The following is a 13,944-nucleotide window of genomic DNA, read 5'->3' as shown; positions in this document are numbered from 1 at the left end:
CGGTCAGGACTTTACGCCCTGCGGCGCAGCAAGCTGGAGTCATGACGAGTGCAGCCCTCCGCAGCAGGGCATGGAAACTGCTGGAGATGGTCACGACGCCGCTGCTGCCGTCGGACTACCTCGACCTGGTCAGCCCGCTGCGTGCGGGCGCCGAGCTGCGGGGGCGCATCGAGGCCGTGCACCCCGAGACGGGTGACGCCGCGACCGTCGTGATCAGGCCGGGACGGGGCTGGCGCGGCCACCAGGCCGGCCAGTACGTGCGGATCGGGGTCGACGTCGACGGGAGGCGCCTGTGGCGCGCCTACTCCATCACCTCGCCGACGGACCGCCGGGACGGCCGCATCACGATCACCGTGAAGGCGATCCCGGACGGCAAGGTCAGCAACCACCTCGTCCGCAGGGCGACACCGGGCACGCTGATCCAGCTCGACCAGTCGACCGGTGACTTCGTGCTGCCGCAGACCACGCCCGCCAAGGTGCTGTACCTGACGGCCGGCAGCGGCATCACGCCCGTGATGGGCATGCTGCGCGACACCGGGTTCGACGACGCCGTCATGGTCCACTGCGCGCCGCAGCCGCAGGACGTGCTCTTCCGCAACGAACTGCAAGGCCTGGTCGCGGACGGGAAGCTGCGCCTCACCGAGGTGCACACCGCCACGGACGGCAGGCTCGACATCGCCCGTCTCGGCGAACTCGTGCCCGACTGGGCCGAGCGCGAGACCTGGGCCTGCGGGCCCGCGGGCCTGCTCGACGCCGCAGAGGAGCACTGGACCGGACACGGCGTCCGAGACCGCCTGCACACCGAACGGTTCCGTCCCCGCGTCGTCGTCGGCACCGGCGACGGCGGCGAGGTCACCTTCAGCGCCACCGGCAAGACCGTCGACGCGGACGGCGCCACGCCGTTGCTCGACATCGGCGAGGAAGCCGGCGTGCTCATGCCCTCCGGGTGCCGCATCGGCATCTGCTTCGGCTGTGTCACGCCGCTCAAGGCGGGCGCCGTCCGCGACCTGCGCACCGGCGAGATCACGGAGGCCGAGCCGGGCGTCCTCATCCAGACCTGCGTGTCCGCCGCGGCGGGCCCCTGCGACATCGAACGGTAGGCGCACCTTGACCGCCATCGACCCCACCGCCCATCTGACCGCGGAGCAGATCGAGGAGCTCGGCCGCGAGCTGGACGCGATCCGCGACGAGGTGATCGCCGACCGCGGTGAGAAGGACGCCGCCTACATCCGCAAGGTCATCTCGGCGCAGCGCAAGCTCGAGCTGGCCAGCCGGGGCGTGCTGCTGTTCTCGATCTTCCCGCCCGCGTGGCTGCTCGGCACCGCCGGGCTGTCCGTGGCGAAGATCATGGACAACATGGAGATCGGCCACAACGTCCTGCACGGCCAGTGGGACTGGATGCGGGACCCGAAGATCCACTCCACCACCTGGGAGTGGGACCACGTCTCGCCGGCCGCGCAGTGGAAGCACTCGCACAACGAGCTGCACCACACGTACACCAACGTGATCGGCAAGGACAACGACCTCGGCTACGGCATCATGCGCGTCGACGAGGACCAGAAGTGGCACCCGTTCCACCTCGGCCAGCCGCTGTGGAACTTCGTCAACGCCTGCTTCTTCGAGTACGGCATCGCGGCGTACGACCTCGAACTCGGCAAGAACCTGCACAAGCGCCGCCGCAGGAACCCGGAGTTCCGCGCGCGGGCCAAGGCCGTGGGGCGCAAGATCCGCAAGCAGGTGCTCAAGGACTACGTGATCCACCCGCTGCTGTCGGGCCCGTCGTTCCTCACCACGCTCGCCGCCACGTTCACCGCGAACCTGGTCCGCAACATCTGGACCCACTCGGTGATCATGTGCGGGCACTTCCCGGAGGGCGTACAGGTCTTCGAGCGCCAGTCGGTCAAGGGCGAGACGCGCGGCCAGTGGTACCTGCGCCAGATGATGGGCTCGGCGAACATCAGCGGCAGCAGGGCCATGCACTTCATGACGGGCAACCTGTCGCACCAGATCGAACACCACCTGTTCCCGGACCTGCCGAGCAACCGGTACGCCGAAGTCGCGGTGAAGGTACGCGCGCTGTTCGAGAAGTACGAGCTGGAGTACGTCACCGGGCCGCTGCCCAAGCAGGTGTTCTCCGCCTGGCACAAGGTCTTCCGGCTCTCACTGCCGAACAGGAAGCCCAAGGTCACGACGCCGGTCCGCAAGCAGGAGCCCGTCGCGGTCTGACAGCCGCTACCGGTGCGGATCCGCGTGAAGGACACGCCCGTCCTCCTCGTCGCCGGCCTTCCGGGGGCGGCCCGCCCCCGAAGGCCGACGGCGTCGGGTCAGGGGGCCGTGGCGGGAACGAGGTGGTCGAGCCCTTGCGCACTGCCCGTCGCGGCCTCGGCCGAGCGCGGCAGCATGATGCTCTCGTAGGCGCGGACGGCGTCGTCGAGCCGGGATTCGGAGACGAGGGCTCGGGCGAGGTCGCAGCCGTCGAGCATGGCGAGATTGGCGCCGAGGCCGACCGGGGGCATCAGGTGCGCGGCATCGCCGAGCAGCGTGACGCCGGGAACGTGCTCCCAGGTGTGCGGGGCGGGCAGGACGGACAGGGACCGGTGGACGAACCCGTGGTCGCCGCCCCGCAGGATGTAGCGCAGGCTCTCGTCCCAACCGTCGAACACGCTCAACAGGTGGGTCCGCACGGCCCGTTGGTCGCCGGGGTCGACACCGGCGGCCACGTGCCAGTCCTCGGGCGCGCGGAGCGCGATGTAGGCGCGGATGTGGCCGTTGCTGTTGCGCTGGGCGACCAGGGTCCGGCCGGCGCCCTTCGCCAGCATCGAGCCGTTGCCGACCAGCCGCGCGAGGTCGGGATGGCGGGTCTCGCAGTCGTCGAATCCGGTCTCGATGAAGGTGACGCCGGTGTAGTCGGGTACGGCGGGCGACAGGGCCGGGCGCACGCGTGACCAGGCGCCGTCGGCACCGACCACCAGGTCGAAGTCCTCGGCGGTGCCGTCACCGAACAGCAGCCGGCAGGTGCCGTCCGCCAGCGGGGTGACGCCGGTGACGGCGCGGTCCCACCGCACCGTGCCCTCGGTGAGCGAGTCCAGGAGCAGACCGCGCAGCTGGCCCCGGTCGATCTCGGGCCGTCCTCCGTCGGGGGTGGGCCCCTGCTGCGTGAGGAGGGCGGCGGTGGCGAAGTCGATCACGCGCCACTCGTCTCCTTCGGGGCGGGCCAGGGCGTGGAACCGGTCCAGGAGCCCTGCCGCACCGAGCGCGGCCTGGCCGGTACCGGGATGCATGTCGAGGGAGCCGCCCTGCGGGCGGGCATCGGCGGAGGCCTCGCGTTCGAAGACGGTGACGGAGCGGCCGTGCTGCTGGAGGATTCGGGCGCAGGTGAGGCCGCCGAGGCCGGCGCCGACGATCGCGATGCGGGGATCACGAGCAGAGTTCATGGGGTGTCCCTCGGGAGGTGGGGTGATCCGCCGGGAGACCCGGCATCACTAAGAAAGCACACTCGCTAAATAAGTGCAATGACTCAACTTTCGCAGCGGATGTACTTCGAGGTACGGTGTGCGAGTGACCGAACCGACCGGGCGCCGCGAGCGCAAGAAGGCCCAGACCCGCCAGTCCCTGGCCGACGCCGCGCTTGAGCTCTTCCTCGAACGCGGCTACGACCAGGTCGGCGTCAAAGACGTCGCCGATCGCGCCGACGTCTCGGTCACCACGCTGTTCAAGCACTTCTCCGGCAAGGAAGCCCTGGTCTTCGACCAGGACGACGAACTGGAAGCAGAACTCGTCGCCGCCGTGCGCGAACGGCCCCCGGGCCGGTCGATCCCGCAGGCGCTGCGCGAGCACCTCCTGCTGAAGCAGACCCAGCTCGCCGTCCATGCCGATGACCCGCGCTTCGCCGACTTCACGCGTCTGGTGCAGGAGACCCCCGCGCTGCGCGACTACGCCCAGCGCATGTGGATGCGCCACGAGGCGGCCCTGGCCAGGGTCATCGCCCAGGCGGTAGGCGCCCCCGAGGACGACGTCAGCTGCGCCGCCCTGGCCCGTTTCGCCCTGGAGGCCCGCGGCCTCATCCTGCGGCACGCCGAACCGCGCCGAGCCGCCGACGAGGCCTTCGCGCTGCTCGAACACGGCTGGGCCGCCTCCCACCCGACCGACTGACCGGGCTGCCAGGCGCCCCGAAGTGCGCGGAGACGCTGCGCACGCAGCGGACGCCGTCGCGGCGGCACAGGTCCAGCAGGGCCGTCTCGGCCGCCGGGAGGCCGGGGCCGGTGCCGTGCCCGGGGGCGAGATCGGTGTCGATGACGAGCGGTGCGCGGCTGCCGTGGTAGGCCCGGTCGAAGGCGTTCAGGTACGTCTGCGGGGGCTGGTTCGCGGAGAGCACCTCGCCTGTTCCGGAGGGGGACCGGCTTCACCGACCTGCCCCCGCTGCCCTCGCCGGCCCCGGGCCGCTTCGGTGGTCGGAGCCGAAGGGCGCTCACTCATAGGGGTTCTCCGGTTCGCCGATCCGGCGGACCTGGCTCGCGGTCAGGGCGGGAACCGCCCCGTCCTGGCCGCTCGGTCCGCCCGGCTGCCACTCGCCGGTCACCTCGACCCACGTGCCCTCGGGCGGTGCGTCGGCGCCGTGGATCACCACCTTGCTGCTGGACGCGTCGGCGGCGCAGCAGGAGATCGTCAGCCGGGCGAGGTCCCAAGTCCCGTCGCCGGGGCCGGGCGTGGCGAAGCCGGTGAGCCGGATCCGGTGGCCCTTGAGTGAGCCGGTGCTGTCCCAGAGCGCGCGGGAGTCGAAGTCGGCGAGCCGCATGCCGACCGGGTCGGTCGCGGGCAGCGGCGCGAAGCCGCCCGCCGCCTCGGCGGGTCTGACGGCGGTGCTGTCCGAGCGCTGCGCGGTGAAGGCGCCGAGGGCCCGGGGCTGGAGCAGGTAGATCGCCAGGACGGGCAGGAGCAGCAGCCACGCCGTACGGGGCGCGCCGTGGTGGTCGTGGCCGTGCCCTTGGTGGCCCTCGGATCCGTCGTGGGCATCGGGACCGTCGTGGGCATCGGGCCCGTCGTGGGCATCGGGCTCGTCGTGGCCGGGGCGGAGCAGCTGTCGCGCGGCGCTGACCGCGCCGACGAGCCCGACCGCGACGAGCAGCACGCCGCTCGCGATCAGGTACGGCCGCAGGCCCCGGCGCACGTACCGCAGGTACAGCTCGCTGAAGAGCGAGATGTGCAGCACCGCCGCGCCGAGCAGGATGTGCAGCAGTGCCCTGACCTCGCGCCTCACAGGAGCCACCAGCCGGTGAGGGTCGCCGCGGTGACGGCGACGACGAAGGTGGTGGAGCTGAAGCGCCAGGCGAAGGCCCGTCCGAAGGTGCCGGCCTGAAGGGCGATCAGTTTGGCGTCCACCATCGGGCCGACGACCATGAACGCGAGCTTGGCGGTGGTGGAGAAGGAGGTCAGCCCGGCTGCGACGAAGGCGTCCGCCTCCGAGCAGACCGCGAGCAGGACGGCGAGCACGGCGAGCACCAGGACGTCGACGCCCGGCAGTCCGGCCAGGCTCTTGAGCAGGCCGCGCGGCACGGCGACGTTGAGGGTGGCCGCGGTCATCCCGCCGATCACCAGGAAGCCGCCGGCGTGCAGGACGTCGTGTTCCAGCGAGGCGCGGAATGCCGGCCATCCGGTCGGACCGTTCGACGGTGTCCTGGGCCGCAGCCACTCCGGGCGGCCGAAGCGTGACCAGAGCAGCCCCATCACCACCGCGGTCGCGAGGGAGGCCAGGAAGCGCGCGGCCACGAGTTCGGGCCGCCCGGGGAAGGCGACGGCAGTGGCCACCAGCACCACCGGGTTGACGGCCGGTGAGGAGAGCAGGAACGCCAGCGCGGCCGCCGGAGCCACTCCGCGCGCGATCAGCCGTCCGGCCACCGGAACCGAGGCGCACTCGCAGCCGGGCAGCACGACTCCGGCGGCACCGGCGATCGGTACGGCGAGCAGCGGGTTCCTCGGCAGCGCCCGCTCCAGCAGGCGGGCCGGGACGAACCCGGCGATCGCGGCCGACAGCACCACGCCGAGCAGCAGGAACGGCAGCGCCTGCACGCAGACGGCGACGAAGACCGCGCCCCAGGCCTCCAGCCACGCCGGTCCTGTCCGGTCGCCGAGGACGTGGCGGCCGACCAGGACGGCGAGCATGCCGGCGACCAGTACTCCGAGCGAGCCGATCGGGTAAGGGGCATGATTCGTCGGTCTCGGTTCCGGTTCCGGTTTCGGTCCTGGTTCCGGTTCCGGTTCCGGCTCCGCGACCGGGTGGGGCCGGGCCTCGACTGCCATCTCGTCAGCCATGGGCGGCTGGGCGCTCCTTCGCTCGGGATGCTTCGGGATTCCTCGGGTGCGGCCGTCTTTCGCGTTGAGACCGGGGTGAGTCTAGGGCGTTGCCAGAAGCCGAGCCGTCGCGGGACCTCGGGCACCTGGACGGTTCGGCCGGATCGGTCACCCCTCCCTGCTCGGGCGCAGTCAAGGTTCGGCAAGTTCTGGCAATGATTTCCATTGCGCCCACGAAGTCCATGGTTTTGAAAACCGTTTCCATCTAGGGTGGCGGTGTCCAACGGAGCCGGACCCTGCCAGGCGGCGGGGCCGGCAGGTTTCGAGGAGCAGCCCCGTCATGCGTGCCACCCCGTCCAGATCGGCCAGCCGTACCCTCCGCGTCGCGCTCGGCGCGACCGTCGTCGCCGCGCTCGCCACGGCCACCGCCTGCTCGACCTCCTCCCCGGCGAAGACCGCCTCGGCCGGTGCGAGCAGTGCCGGCGGCGGGAGTCCGAAGGTGATCCAGGTGGTCGCGGCGGAGAACTTCTGGGGCTCCATCGCCACCCAGCTCGGCGGCGACCACGTGAAGGTGACCAGCGTCATCACCAACCCGGACACCGACCCGCACTCCTACGAGCCGACCGCCGCCGACGGGCGCAGCGTCGCCGGGGCCGAGTACGTGGTCAGCAACGGGATCGGCTACGACGCCTGGTCGGACAAGCTGCTGGCGGCCAACCCCGCCTCCGGCCGCACCGCGCTGAAGGTCGGCGACCTGCTGGGCAAGAAGGAGGGCGACAACCCGCACCAGTGGTACTCGGCGGAGAGCGTCACCAAGGTGATCGACCGGATCACGGCCGACTACAAGACGATAGACCCGGCCGACGCGGCCTACTTCGACGCCCAGAAGAAGACGTTCACCACCCAGACGCTGGCCACGTACAACAAGCTCGAGGCCGACATCAAGGCCACGTACGCGGGCACCCCGATCGGTGCCTCGGAGTCGATCGTCACCCCGCTCGCGGAGAGCGTCGGCCTGAAGATGCTCACCCCGGAGACGTTCCTGGACGCGGAGAGCGAGGGAACCGACCCGACCGCCGCCGACAAGGCGACCATCGACCAGCAGATCTCCGGCAAGCAGATCAAGGTCTACGTCTACAACACGCAGAACTCCAACCCCGACGTGGTCGCCCAGGTCAACGCCGCGAAGGCGCAGGGGATCCCGGTCGCCCAGGTCACCGAGACCCTCGCCCCGGCGAACGCCACCTTCCAGGACTGGCAGGCCCAGCAGCTGCAGGGCCTCGCCGACGCACTGAAGCAGGCGACGGGCAAGTGAGCGGGCGAAGCGGGCTCACCGTCAAGAGGTGCGCACGGGCGAATGCCCCTGGCGAGCGATGGGGGTACCCCCGGCCAGAGGCTGAGGGAGAGGCGGGCGCGTGAGCATCCACCCGGCCGAAGAGGTCCGTACGGAGACGGTGCGCACCGGGCCAGGCGCGGAGCCGGTGCTGTCGCTGCGCGGGGCGGCCGTGCGCGTGGGCGGGCGGACCCTGTGGTCGGGTGTCGATCTGGCCGTGGGGGCCGGGGAGTTCAGCGCCGTGCTCGGCCCGAACGGGGTCGGCAAGTCCACCCTGGTCAAGGTCCTGCTCGGCGTGCTTCCGGCAGCGGCCGGCGAGGTCCGGGTGCTCGGTGCCGCGCCGGGCGAGCGGAACGCCGCCGTCGGGTACCTGCCGCAGCGCCGCAACTTCGACGCGAGCGTCCGCATCCGTGGGGTGGATGTGGTGCGGCTGGGCCTGGACGGGGATCTGTGGGGGATCCCCGTCCCGGGCCTGGGCCGGGCCAGGCGCCGGGCCGCCCGGGAGCGGGTCGACCAGGTCGTCGAACTGGTCGGAGCGGGCACGTACGCGCACCGGCCGATCGGGCAGTGCTCGGGCGGCGAGCAGCAACGGCTGCTGATCGCCCAGGCGCTGATACGGCGCCCGCGCCTGCTGCTGCTGGACGAACCCCTGGACAGCCTCGACCTGCCCAACCAGAGCGCCGTGGCCGCGCTGTTGGGGCGGATCTGCCGCGAGGAAGGGGTGTCGGTGGTGATGGTCGCGCACGACGTCAACCCGATCCTCCACCACCTGGACCGGGTGGTGTACATCGCCGAGGGCGGCGCCGTGTCCGGCACCCCGGAACAGGTGATCACCTCCGCGACGCTGACCCGCCTGTACCGCACGCCCGTCGAGGTGCTGCGCACCGGCGACGGGCGGCTGGTGGTCGTCGGCCAGCCGGAGGCCCCGGCCGTCCACACCGACCGGCACGGGAACGGGGGCGGTCATGCTGCTGGCCTCTGACGCGGCCTCGCCGGTCTTCACCTGGAACCTGCTCGCCGACCTCCAGGACATGTGGTCCTACGACTTCATGGTGAACGCCTTCCGGGCCGGCCTGGTCGTGGCCGTGGTGTGCGCGGTGGTGGGCTGGTTCATGGTGCTGCGCCGGCAGACCTTCGCCGGGCACACCCTGTCGGTCGCGGCCTTTCCCGGCGCGTCCCTGGCGGTGCTGCTCGGCTTCTCGACCTCGCTGGGCTACTTCGGCTTCTGCGTGGCCGCGGCGCTGGTGATAGCGGCTCTCTCTCGCGGTGGGCGGGACGGCGGTGCCGAGGAGTCGGCCGTCACGGGTACGGTGCAGGCGTTCGTGCTGGCCTGCGGCTACCTGTTCATCAGCCTCTACAAGGGCCTGCTGGAGGGGCCGACGGCGCTGCTGTTCGGCAGTTTCCTGGGCGTCACCACCGGCCAGGTCGTGACCCTGGCGGTGGTCGGCGCGGTGGTGCTGGCCGTGCTGGCGGTGATCGGACGGCCGCTGCTGTTCGCCTCCGTCGACCCGGAGGTGGCCGCCGGGCGCGGGGTGCCGGTGCGGCTGCTGGGCACGCTGTTCCTGGTGCTGCTGGGCGCGGCGACCGCCGAGGCGAGCCAGATCACCGGCACGCTGCTGGTGTTCGCCCTGATGGTGATACCGCCCGCGACCGCCCAGCAGCTCACCGCCCGGCCCGGGCCGAGTCTGCTGCTGTCGGTGGCGATCGGGCTGACGGCGTGCTGGGCGGGACTGATCGCGGCCTACTACCAGCCGTACCCGCTGGGCTTCTTCGTCACCGGCTTCGCCTTCGCCGGATTCGTCCTCGCCCGTCTGCTGCGCTTCGCCCGCGAGGCGATCGGCCGGGCCCGCCCGCCGATCGCGCTCGGAGGTGCCGCATGAGCACGGTCGTCACCCAGGCCTTCTTCCAACACGCCGTGCTGGCCGGGACGTTCATCGCGCTGGCCTGCGGGCTGGTGGGCTACTTCCTGGTCCTGCGGGCGCAGATCTTCACCGGTGACGCGCTCAGCCATGTCGCGTTCACCGGCGCGATGGCCGCCCTGGCCGGCGGCTACGACCTGCGGCTCGGGCTGTTCGCCGCGACCATCGGGGTGGGGCTGCTGATCGGCGGGCTCGGGCGCCGGGGCCGTGCGGACGATGTGGTGATCGGCAGTGTCTTCGCGTGGATCCTCGGCCTGGGCGCGTTCTTCCTGACCGTCTACACCACTTCGCGCAGCGGGGCCCAGGGCGGCGCGGGGACGAGCGTGCTGTTCGGCTCGATCTTCGGCCTGCACGGCAGCCAGACGACGGTGGCCGTCGCCATCGCGGGCGCGATCTGCGTGGTCCTGCTGCTGATCGCCCGGCCGCTGCTCTTCGCCACGCTCGACGAGGCCGTGGCCGCCGCCCGCGGTGTTCCGGTACGACTGCTGGGTTTCGGCTTCCTCGCCCTGGTCGGCGCGACCGCCGGCGAGGCCACCCAGGCCGTCGGTTCGCTGCTGCTGCTCGGCCTGCTCGCGGCCCCGGCCGGCGCGGCGATCCGGCTCACCGACCGTCCGTTCCGGGCGCTGGCGCTGTCCGCCGCGCTCGCGGTGGCGGAGATGTGGGGCGGGCTGCTGCTCAGCGCGGCGGCGCCGAAACTGCCGCCGAGCTTCGCGATCATGGCCGTCGCCAGTGCCGTCTATGCGGTCACCTTCCTGGTCCGCCCGGTGGCCCGCACCGCCCGCCCGGCGGTGGGCTGACCGCGTGGACGTGGAACGGGGGAGAGCATGAGCGACCCGAAGCCGAACGCCGCGGTCGCCGCCGGTAGGCCCGGAGGCCGGCCCGGCGGTAGGCCCGCGCACCCGGTCGACGGGGACGTCGGACTGCTCGGACGGCCCACGCCGCGCCGGGCCGAGGTGTTGCGGGCGCTGGCCGGGGCCGAGGAGTTCGTCAGCGCCCAGGTGCTCCACGCCCGGCTGGTGCAGGCCGGTTCGCGGGTGGGCCTGAGCACCGTCTACCGCACCCTGAGCGCACTCGCGCAGGTCGGCCGTGCCGACATGGTGCGCGATGCCAATGGCGAGCGGCTGTTCCGCTACCGGCCCGGCCCGGACCACCGGCACTACCTGATCTGCCGGAGCTGCGGGCTCAGCCTGCCGGTCGACTCCACGGCCGTCGAGGCCTGGGCCGAGCACATCGCCGCGGTATCCGGCTTCGACCAGGTCCACCACACCGTCGAGCTGGCGGGCCTGTGCCCCGACTGCCGCACCACCGGCTGACCGGCGGCCCACCCCGGTCGACGAGTTCGGCGAGGTCGGCGTCGACGGTGCCCCTCGTCCTCGACCACCTCACCGAGGACACCTCCGGTCGTCCTGAACCCGACCGCTTCGGCCGACGGACGGCACCACTTCGCAGGCCATCGGCCCGGGGGCGTATCCGGCGTACATCCCCGGGGCGACGCGCAGAGCCGACACCCCTGAATACGATCTCCGCATGGAACAGTTGCTCCAGCGTCGCTCGACATCGAAGCGCGTGACCTGGCTGATGTCACAGGCCGTGGTGCCGGCCACCGCCTGCTTGTACGCGGTGATGCTCTGCCGGTCGATCGCTCAGGTTCCGCACCACGACGGCCTGTTCCGGTTTCCCGGCCTCGGGCCCTGCCAGATCCAGATGACGGGTCTGTGCGTCCTGCTCGCCCTTCCGCTGCTGCTGATGCGCCGTAGGCCGGCGACCGTCTTCCTGGTGATCCTGGGCGAGACGGTCCTCGGCGACCTCTTCGGCGTGCGGCCCTGGATCGTGTTCCTCCTGCTCGCCGTCCTGGGTGGCCACCTCGCCGTCCGGCGGCCGAAGGCTGCCGTCGCCGTCGGCTCCGTCGCGGGCGTCGCGGCCGTGTTCGTCCACGACAGCCATGCCCCCGGGCAGTCCGTCGGCGACGCGGCCCAGTGGGCCGGCGGGGCCGCGTTCTGGTGCGCGGTCGCGTGGGTCTTCGCGGGGGTGTACCGCAAACGCCGCGAATACCTCGCCGCCCTGCAGGAACAGAGGGCGGCCCGCGCCGTCGTGACCGAGCGGCTGCGGATCGCCCGCGAGCTGCACGACAGCGTCGCGCACAGCATCGGGATCATCACGGTGCTGTCGGGAGCGGCGGCGCGGGTCGTGGAGACCAAGCCCGAGCAGACGCGGCAGGCGCTGACCGGCATCGAGACCACCAGCCGCCAGACGCTGCTGGAGCTTCAGCGCATGCTCGGGGCGCTCCGCCGCGCCGAGCCGGACGACGCCATGGCGCAGGCCGCTCCGCTGGCGCCGGCCGGCAGCCTGGCCGACGTCCCGCTGCTCGCCGAACGCACGGCCGGCGCCGGGGTGCGGGTCCACGTGAGCTGGCAGGGCGAGCGGCGTCCGCTGCCGCCGGAGATCGAACTGTCGGCGTTCCGGATCATCCAGGAGTCGGTGACCAACGTGGTGCGGCATTCCGGGGCGCGAACATGCCGGGTCGCGGTCGGTTACGAGCCGGAGGGAGTGAGGATCGAGGTGGTGGACGACGGGGACGACGGTTCCGGCGGGCCCAGCCGTCCGAGGCACTCGGCGGCGGCCGGCGGGAGCGGCTTCGGACTGCTCGGCATGCGTGAGCGGGTGACGCTGCTGTCCGGCCAGTTCAGCGCGGGCCGGCGTGCGGAGGGCGGATTCCGGGTGACGGCGAGGCTCCCGGCATGAGCGTGCGGGTGCTGCTGGTCGACGACCAGCCGCTGATGCTGGTCGGGCTCGGGATCCTGATCGGCGACACCGACGACCTGGAGGTGGTCGGCGAGGCCGGCGACGGCCGCGAGGCGGTGCGCCTGGTGCGTGAGCTGCGGCCGGACGTCGTGGTGATGGACATCCGGATGCCGGGCATGGACGGGATCGAGGCGACCCGGCAGGCGACCGCCGAGCCGGACCCGCCCAAGGTGCTGGTGCTGACGACCTTCGACGACGACGAGTACGTCTACGGCGCCCTGCGCGCCGGCGCCAGCGGATTCCTGCTCAAGAGCATGGCCCTGGACACGATCCTGGAAGCGATCCGCGTGGTGGCGGCCGGCGACGCGTTGATCGCGCCGAGCGTCACCCGACGGCTGATCGCCGACTTCGCCGGAACCTCCGCCACCCCTGCGGCCCCCGAACCGGCCGCCGAGCCCGCCGCGGACCCGAGTCCCATCGCGGGGATCACCGACCGGGAGCGCGAGGTGCTGGCACTGGTCGGACAGGGACTGTCGAACGCCGGGATAGCCGAGCGGCTGGTGATCAGCGCGGCGACGGCGAAGACCCATGTCGCGCGTCTGTTCGCCAAACTCGAGGCCAGGGACCGCGTCCACCTGGCGATCATCGCCTATGAGAACGGTCTCGTGCCGCGTAGTCGGTAGGGCGGGGTGAGCGGAACGAGCGCCGACCACTGGTTCGCCGCCCCGGGCGCGCTGCTGCTCTGCCCGAGAGTCGGCGAGCCGGGGTGCCGGTCCCGCGTGAGCCGCCCGGTCCGTGGTCGTTCCACGAACCACCCCATCCGGGACAGTGCCGTGTCGCATACTGGCTGTCATGGTGAGCCAGGTAGCTGTGCTGTCCGACATCCACGGTGTACTGCCCGCGCTGGAGGCCGTGCTGGCGGAGCGGGAGGTGCGGGAGGCGGATCTGATCGTGCTGACCGGGGACATCGCGTGCGGGCCGCAACCGGTGGAGGTGCTCGACCTGTTGACCGGTCTCGGTGACCGGGTGGCGTGGATCCGCGGCAACGCCGATCGCGAGCTGGTCGAGTACCGGCGCGGCCTGCGAGCCTCCATCCCGGACCCGATCGCCCCCTCGGCGGCGGAGCAGCTGCGCGAGGACCAGGTCGATCTGCTGGAGGGGTTGCCCACCTCACTGACGCTCGAAGTCCGCGGGCTGGGCGAGGTGTTGTTCTGCCACGCGACGCCCCGGGACGATCAGGAGGTGGTGCTGGTCGACTCAAGTCTGGAGCGCTGGGGTGAGGTCCTCGCCGGGGTGGACCCGGCCGTCACCACCGTCGTCTGCGGGCACACCCATATGCCGTACACCAGGCTGGCGTTGGGCCGGCTGGTGGTCAACCCGGGCAGTCTCGGCATGCCGTACGGGCGGGCCGGCGCGCACTGGGCCCTGCTGGGCCCAGGCGTCCAGCTGCGTTCGACCCGCTTCGACGTGGACGCCGCGGCGGCCCGGATCGCCGAGGGCTCCGCCTTCCACCAGGCGGCCGAGTGGGCGGACTACTGCCTCAACGCGCGGACCACCGAGCACGACGCGTTCGGGATCTTCGCTCCGCACGACGGCCGCGGGCCGACGCCCTGACGCTGTGGCGGGGGGTCCGTGGGGCGGCGCGGCGGCTCACCCCACGGC

At 72.2% G+C, this 13,944-nt stretch carries 14 protein-coding genes; 11 read left to right on the top strand and 3 right to left on the bottom strand.

What is annotated here, in order from left to right:
* The first annotated feature begins 41 nt into the window (after positions 1 to 41).
* Together ABTY61_RS16745 and ABTY61_RS16740 are read left to right on the top strand one after the other, a co-directional pair.
* The gene (locus ABTY61_RS16745) at positions 42 to 1,100 is read left to right on the top strand and encodes a ferredoxin reductase (RefSeq protein ID WP_350505733.1); all 1,059 of its coding nucleotides are present in this window, start codon (positions 42 to 44) and stop codon (positions 1,098 to 1,100) included.
* Positions 1,101 to 1,107: 7 nt separating this feature from the next.
* A complete protein-coding gene (locus ABTY61_RS16740; RefSeq protein WP_350505732.1) occupies positions 1,108 to 2,226 on the top strand; it encodes a fatty acid desaturase family protein in 1,119 nt (372 codons plus the stop codon).
* 98 nt (positions 2,227 to 2,324) lie between these two features.
* Here ABTY61_RS16740 and ABTY61_RS16735 read toward each other — a convergent pair whose 3' ends face one another.
* Positions 2,325 to 3,434, bottom strand: coding sequence for an FAD-dependent oxidoreductase (locus tag ABTY61_RS16735; RefSeq protein ID WP_350505731.1), 1,110 nt, complete (start codon positions 3,432 to 3,434; stop codon positions 2,325 to 2,327).
* 124 nt (positions 3,435 to 3,558) lie between these two features.
* On the opposite strand from ABTY61_RS16735, the gene ABTY61_RS16730 reads away from it, so the two are divergent.
* The gene (locus tag ABTY61_RS16730) at positions 3,559 to 4,152 is read left to right on the top strand and encodes a TetR/AcrR family transcriptional regulator (protein ID WP_350505730.1); all 594 of its coding nucleotides are present in this window, start codon (positions 3,559 to 3,561) and stop codon (positions 4,150 to 4,152) included.
* Between the two features lie 316 nt (positions 4,153 to 4,468).
* Here ABTY61_RS16730 and ABTY61_RS16725 read toward each other — a convergent pair whose 3' ends face one another.
* Positions 4,469 to 5,266 carry a TIGR03943 family putative permease subunit gene (locus tag ABTY61_RS16725; protein ID WP_350505729.1) on the bottom strand — a complete coding sequence of 266 codons (798 nt, stop codon included), beginning with the start codon at positions 5,264 to 5,266 and terminating at the stop codon, positions 4,469 to 4,471.
* On the bottom strand, positions 5,254 to 6,297 hold the full coding sequence (locus ABTY61_RS16720) for a permease (RefSeq protein WP_502895339.1): 1,044 nt from the start codon (positions 6,295 to 6,297) through the stop codon (positions 5,254 to 5,256). Before ABTY61_RS16720 ends, ABTY61_RS16725 begins: the two co-directional genes overlap by 13 nt.
* A 331-nt stretch (positions 6,298 to 6,628) precedes the next feature.
* Between ABTY61_RS16720 and ABTY61_RS16715 the strand changes: the two genes are divergently transcribed.
* The 8 genes from ABTY61_RS16715 to ABTY61_RS16680 all read left to right on the top strand — a co-directional run bounded on the left by ABTY61_RS16715 (position 6,629) and on the right by ABTY61_RS16680 (position 13,896).
* Positions 6,629 to 7,603 carry a metal ABC transporter solute-binding protein, Zn/Mn family gene (locus ABTY61_RS16715; protein ID WP_350505727.1) on the top strand — a complete coding sequence of 325 codons (975 nt, stop codon included), beginning with the start codon at positions 6,629 to 6,631 and terminating at the stop codon, positions 7,601 to 7,603.
* Between the two features lie 100 nt (positions 7,604 to 7,703).
* The gene (locus tag ABTY61_RS16710; RefSeq protein WP_350505726.1) at positions 7,704 to 8,603 is read left to right on the top strand and encodes a metal ABC transporter ATP-binding protein; all 900 of its coding nucleotides are present in this window, start codon (positions 7,704 to 7,706) and stop codon (positions 8,601 to 8,603) included.
* Positions 8,587 to 9,501 carry a metal ABC transporter permease gene (locus tag ABTY61_RS16705; protein ID WP_350505725.1) on the top strand — a complete coding sequence of 305 codons (915 nt, stop codon included), beginning with the start codon at positions 8,587 to 8,589 and terminating at the stop codon, positions 9,499 to 9,501. The genes ABTY61_RS16710 and ABTY61_RS16705 overlap by 17 nt, the downstream gene beginning before the upstream one ends.
* The gene (locus ABTY61_RS16700) at positions 9,498 to 10,337 is read left to right on the top strand and encodes a metal ABC transporter permease (protein WP_350505724.1); all 840 of its coding nucleotides are present in this window, start codon (positions 9,498 to 9,500) and stop codon (positions 10,335 to 10,337) included. Before ABTY61_RS16705 ends, ABTY61_RS16700 begins: the two co-directional genes overlap by 4 nt.
* Positions 10,338 to 10,364: 27 nt before the next feature.
* A complete protein-coding gene (locus tag ABTY61_RS16695) occupies positions 10,365 to 10,853 on the top strand; it encodes a Fur family transcriptional regulator (RefSeq protein WP_350505723.1) in 489 nt (162 codons plus the stop codon).
* A 214-nt stretch (positions 10,854 to 11,067) separates the two neighbouring features.
* A complete protein-coding gene (locus ABTY61_RS16690) occupies positions 11,068 to 12,282 on the top strand; it encodes a sensor histidine kinase (RefSeq protein ID WP_350505722.1) in 1,215 nt (404 codons plus the stop codon).
* The gene (locus ABTY61_RS16685) at positions 12,279 to 12,965 is read left to right on the top strand and encodes a response regulator (RefSeq protein WP_350505721.1); all 687 of its coding nucleotides are present in this window, start codon (positions 12,279 to 12,281) and stop codon (positions 12,963 to 12,965) included. The genes ABTY61_RS16690 and ABTY61_RS16685 overlap by 4 nt, the downstream gene beginning before the upstream one ends.
* 169 nt (positions 12,966 to 13,134) lie before the next feature.
* The gene (locus ABTY61_RS16680) at positions 13,135 to 13,896 is read left to right on the top strand and encodes a metallophosphoesterase family protein (protein ID WP_350505720.1); all 762 of its coding nucleotides are present in this window, start codon (positions 13,135 to 13,137) and stop codon (positions 13,894 to 13,896) included.
* Positions 13,897 to 13,944 lie beyond the last annotated feature (48 nt).

The sequence above is a fragment of the Kitasatospora sp. NPDC096128 genome (genome assembly GCF_040303105.1).
Taxonomy (GTDB): Bacteria; Actinomycetota; Actinomycetes; order Streptomycetales; family Streptomycetaceae; genus Kitasatospora.
The sequence above is the reverse complement of the archived record's forward strand: the minus strand, read 5'-3'. Positions and strand labels throughout refer to the sequence as shown.

Excerpts from the sequence above, each read along its gene's own strand:
- ABTY61_RS16745 (WP_350505733.1), top strand. The coding sequence starts at position 42 with ATGACGAGTGCAGCCCTCCGCAGCAGGGCATGGAAACTGCTGGAGATG.
- ABTY61_RS16735 (WP_350505731.1), bottom strand. The coding sequence starts at position 3,434 with ATGAACTCTGCTCGTGATCCCCGCATCGCGATCGTCGGCGCCGGCCTC.
- ABTY61_RS16720 (WP_502895339.1), bottom strand. The coding sequence starts at position 6,297 with ATGGCAGTCGAGGCCCGGCCCCACCCGGTCGCGGAGCCGGAACCGGAA.
- ABTY61_RS16715 (WP_350505727.1), top strand. The coding sequence starts at position 6,629 with ATGCGTGCCACCCCGTCCAGATCGGCCAGCCGTACCCTCCGCGTCGCG.
- ABTY61_RS16705 (WP_350505725.1), top strand. The coding sequence starts at position 8,587 with ATGCTGCTGGCCTCTGACGCGGCCTCGCCGGTCTTCACCTGGAACCTG.
- ABTY61_RS16700 (WP_350505724.1), top strand. The coding sequence starts at position 9,498 with ATGAGCACGGTCGTCACCCAGGCCTTCTTCCAACACGCCGTGCTGGCC.
- ABTY61_RS16695 (WP_350505723.1), top strand. The coding sequence starts at position 10,365 with ATGAGCGACCCGAAGCCGAACGCCGCGGTCGCCGCCGGTAGGCCCGGA.
- ABTY61_RS16690 (WP_350505722.1), top strand. The coding sequence starts at position 11,068 with ATGGAACAGTTGCTCCAGCGTCGCTCGACATCGAAGCGCGTGACCTGG.
- ABTY61_RS16685 (WP_350505721.1), top strand. The coding sequence starts at position 12,279 with ATGAGCGTGCGGGTGCTGCTGGTCGACGACCAGCCGCTGATGCTGGTC.
- ABTY61_RS16680 (WP_350505720.1), top strand. The coding sequence starts at position 13,135 with ATGGTGAGCCAGGTAGCTGTGCTGTCCGACATCCACGGTGTACTGCCC.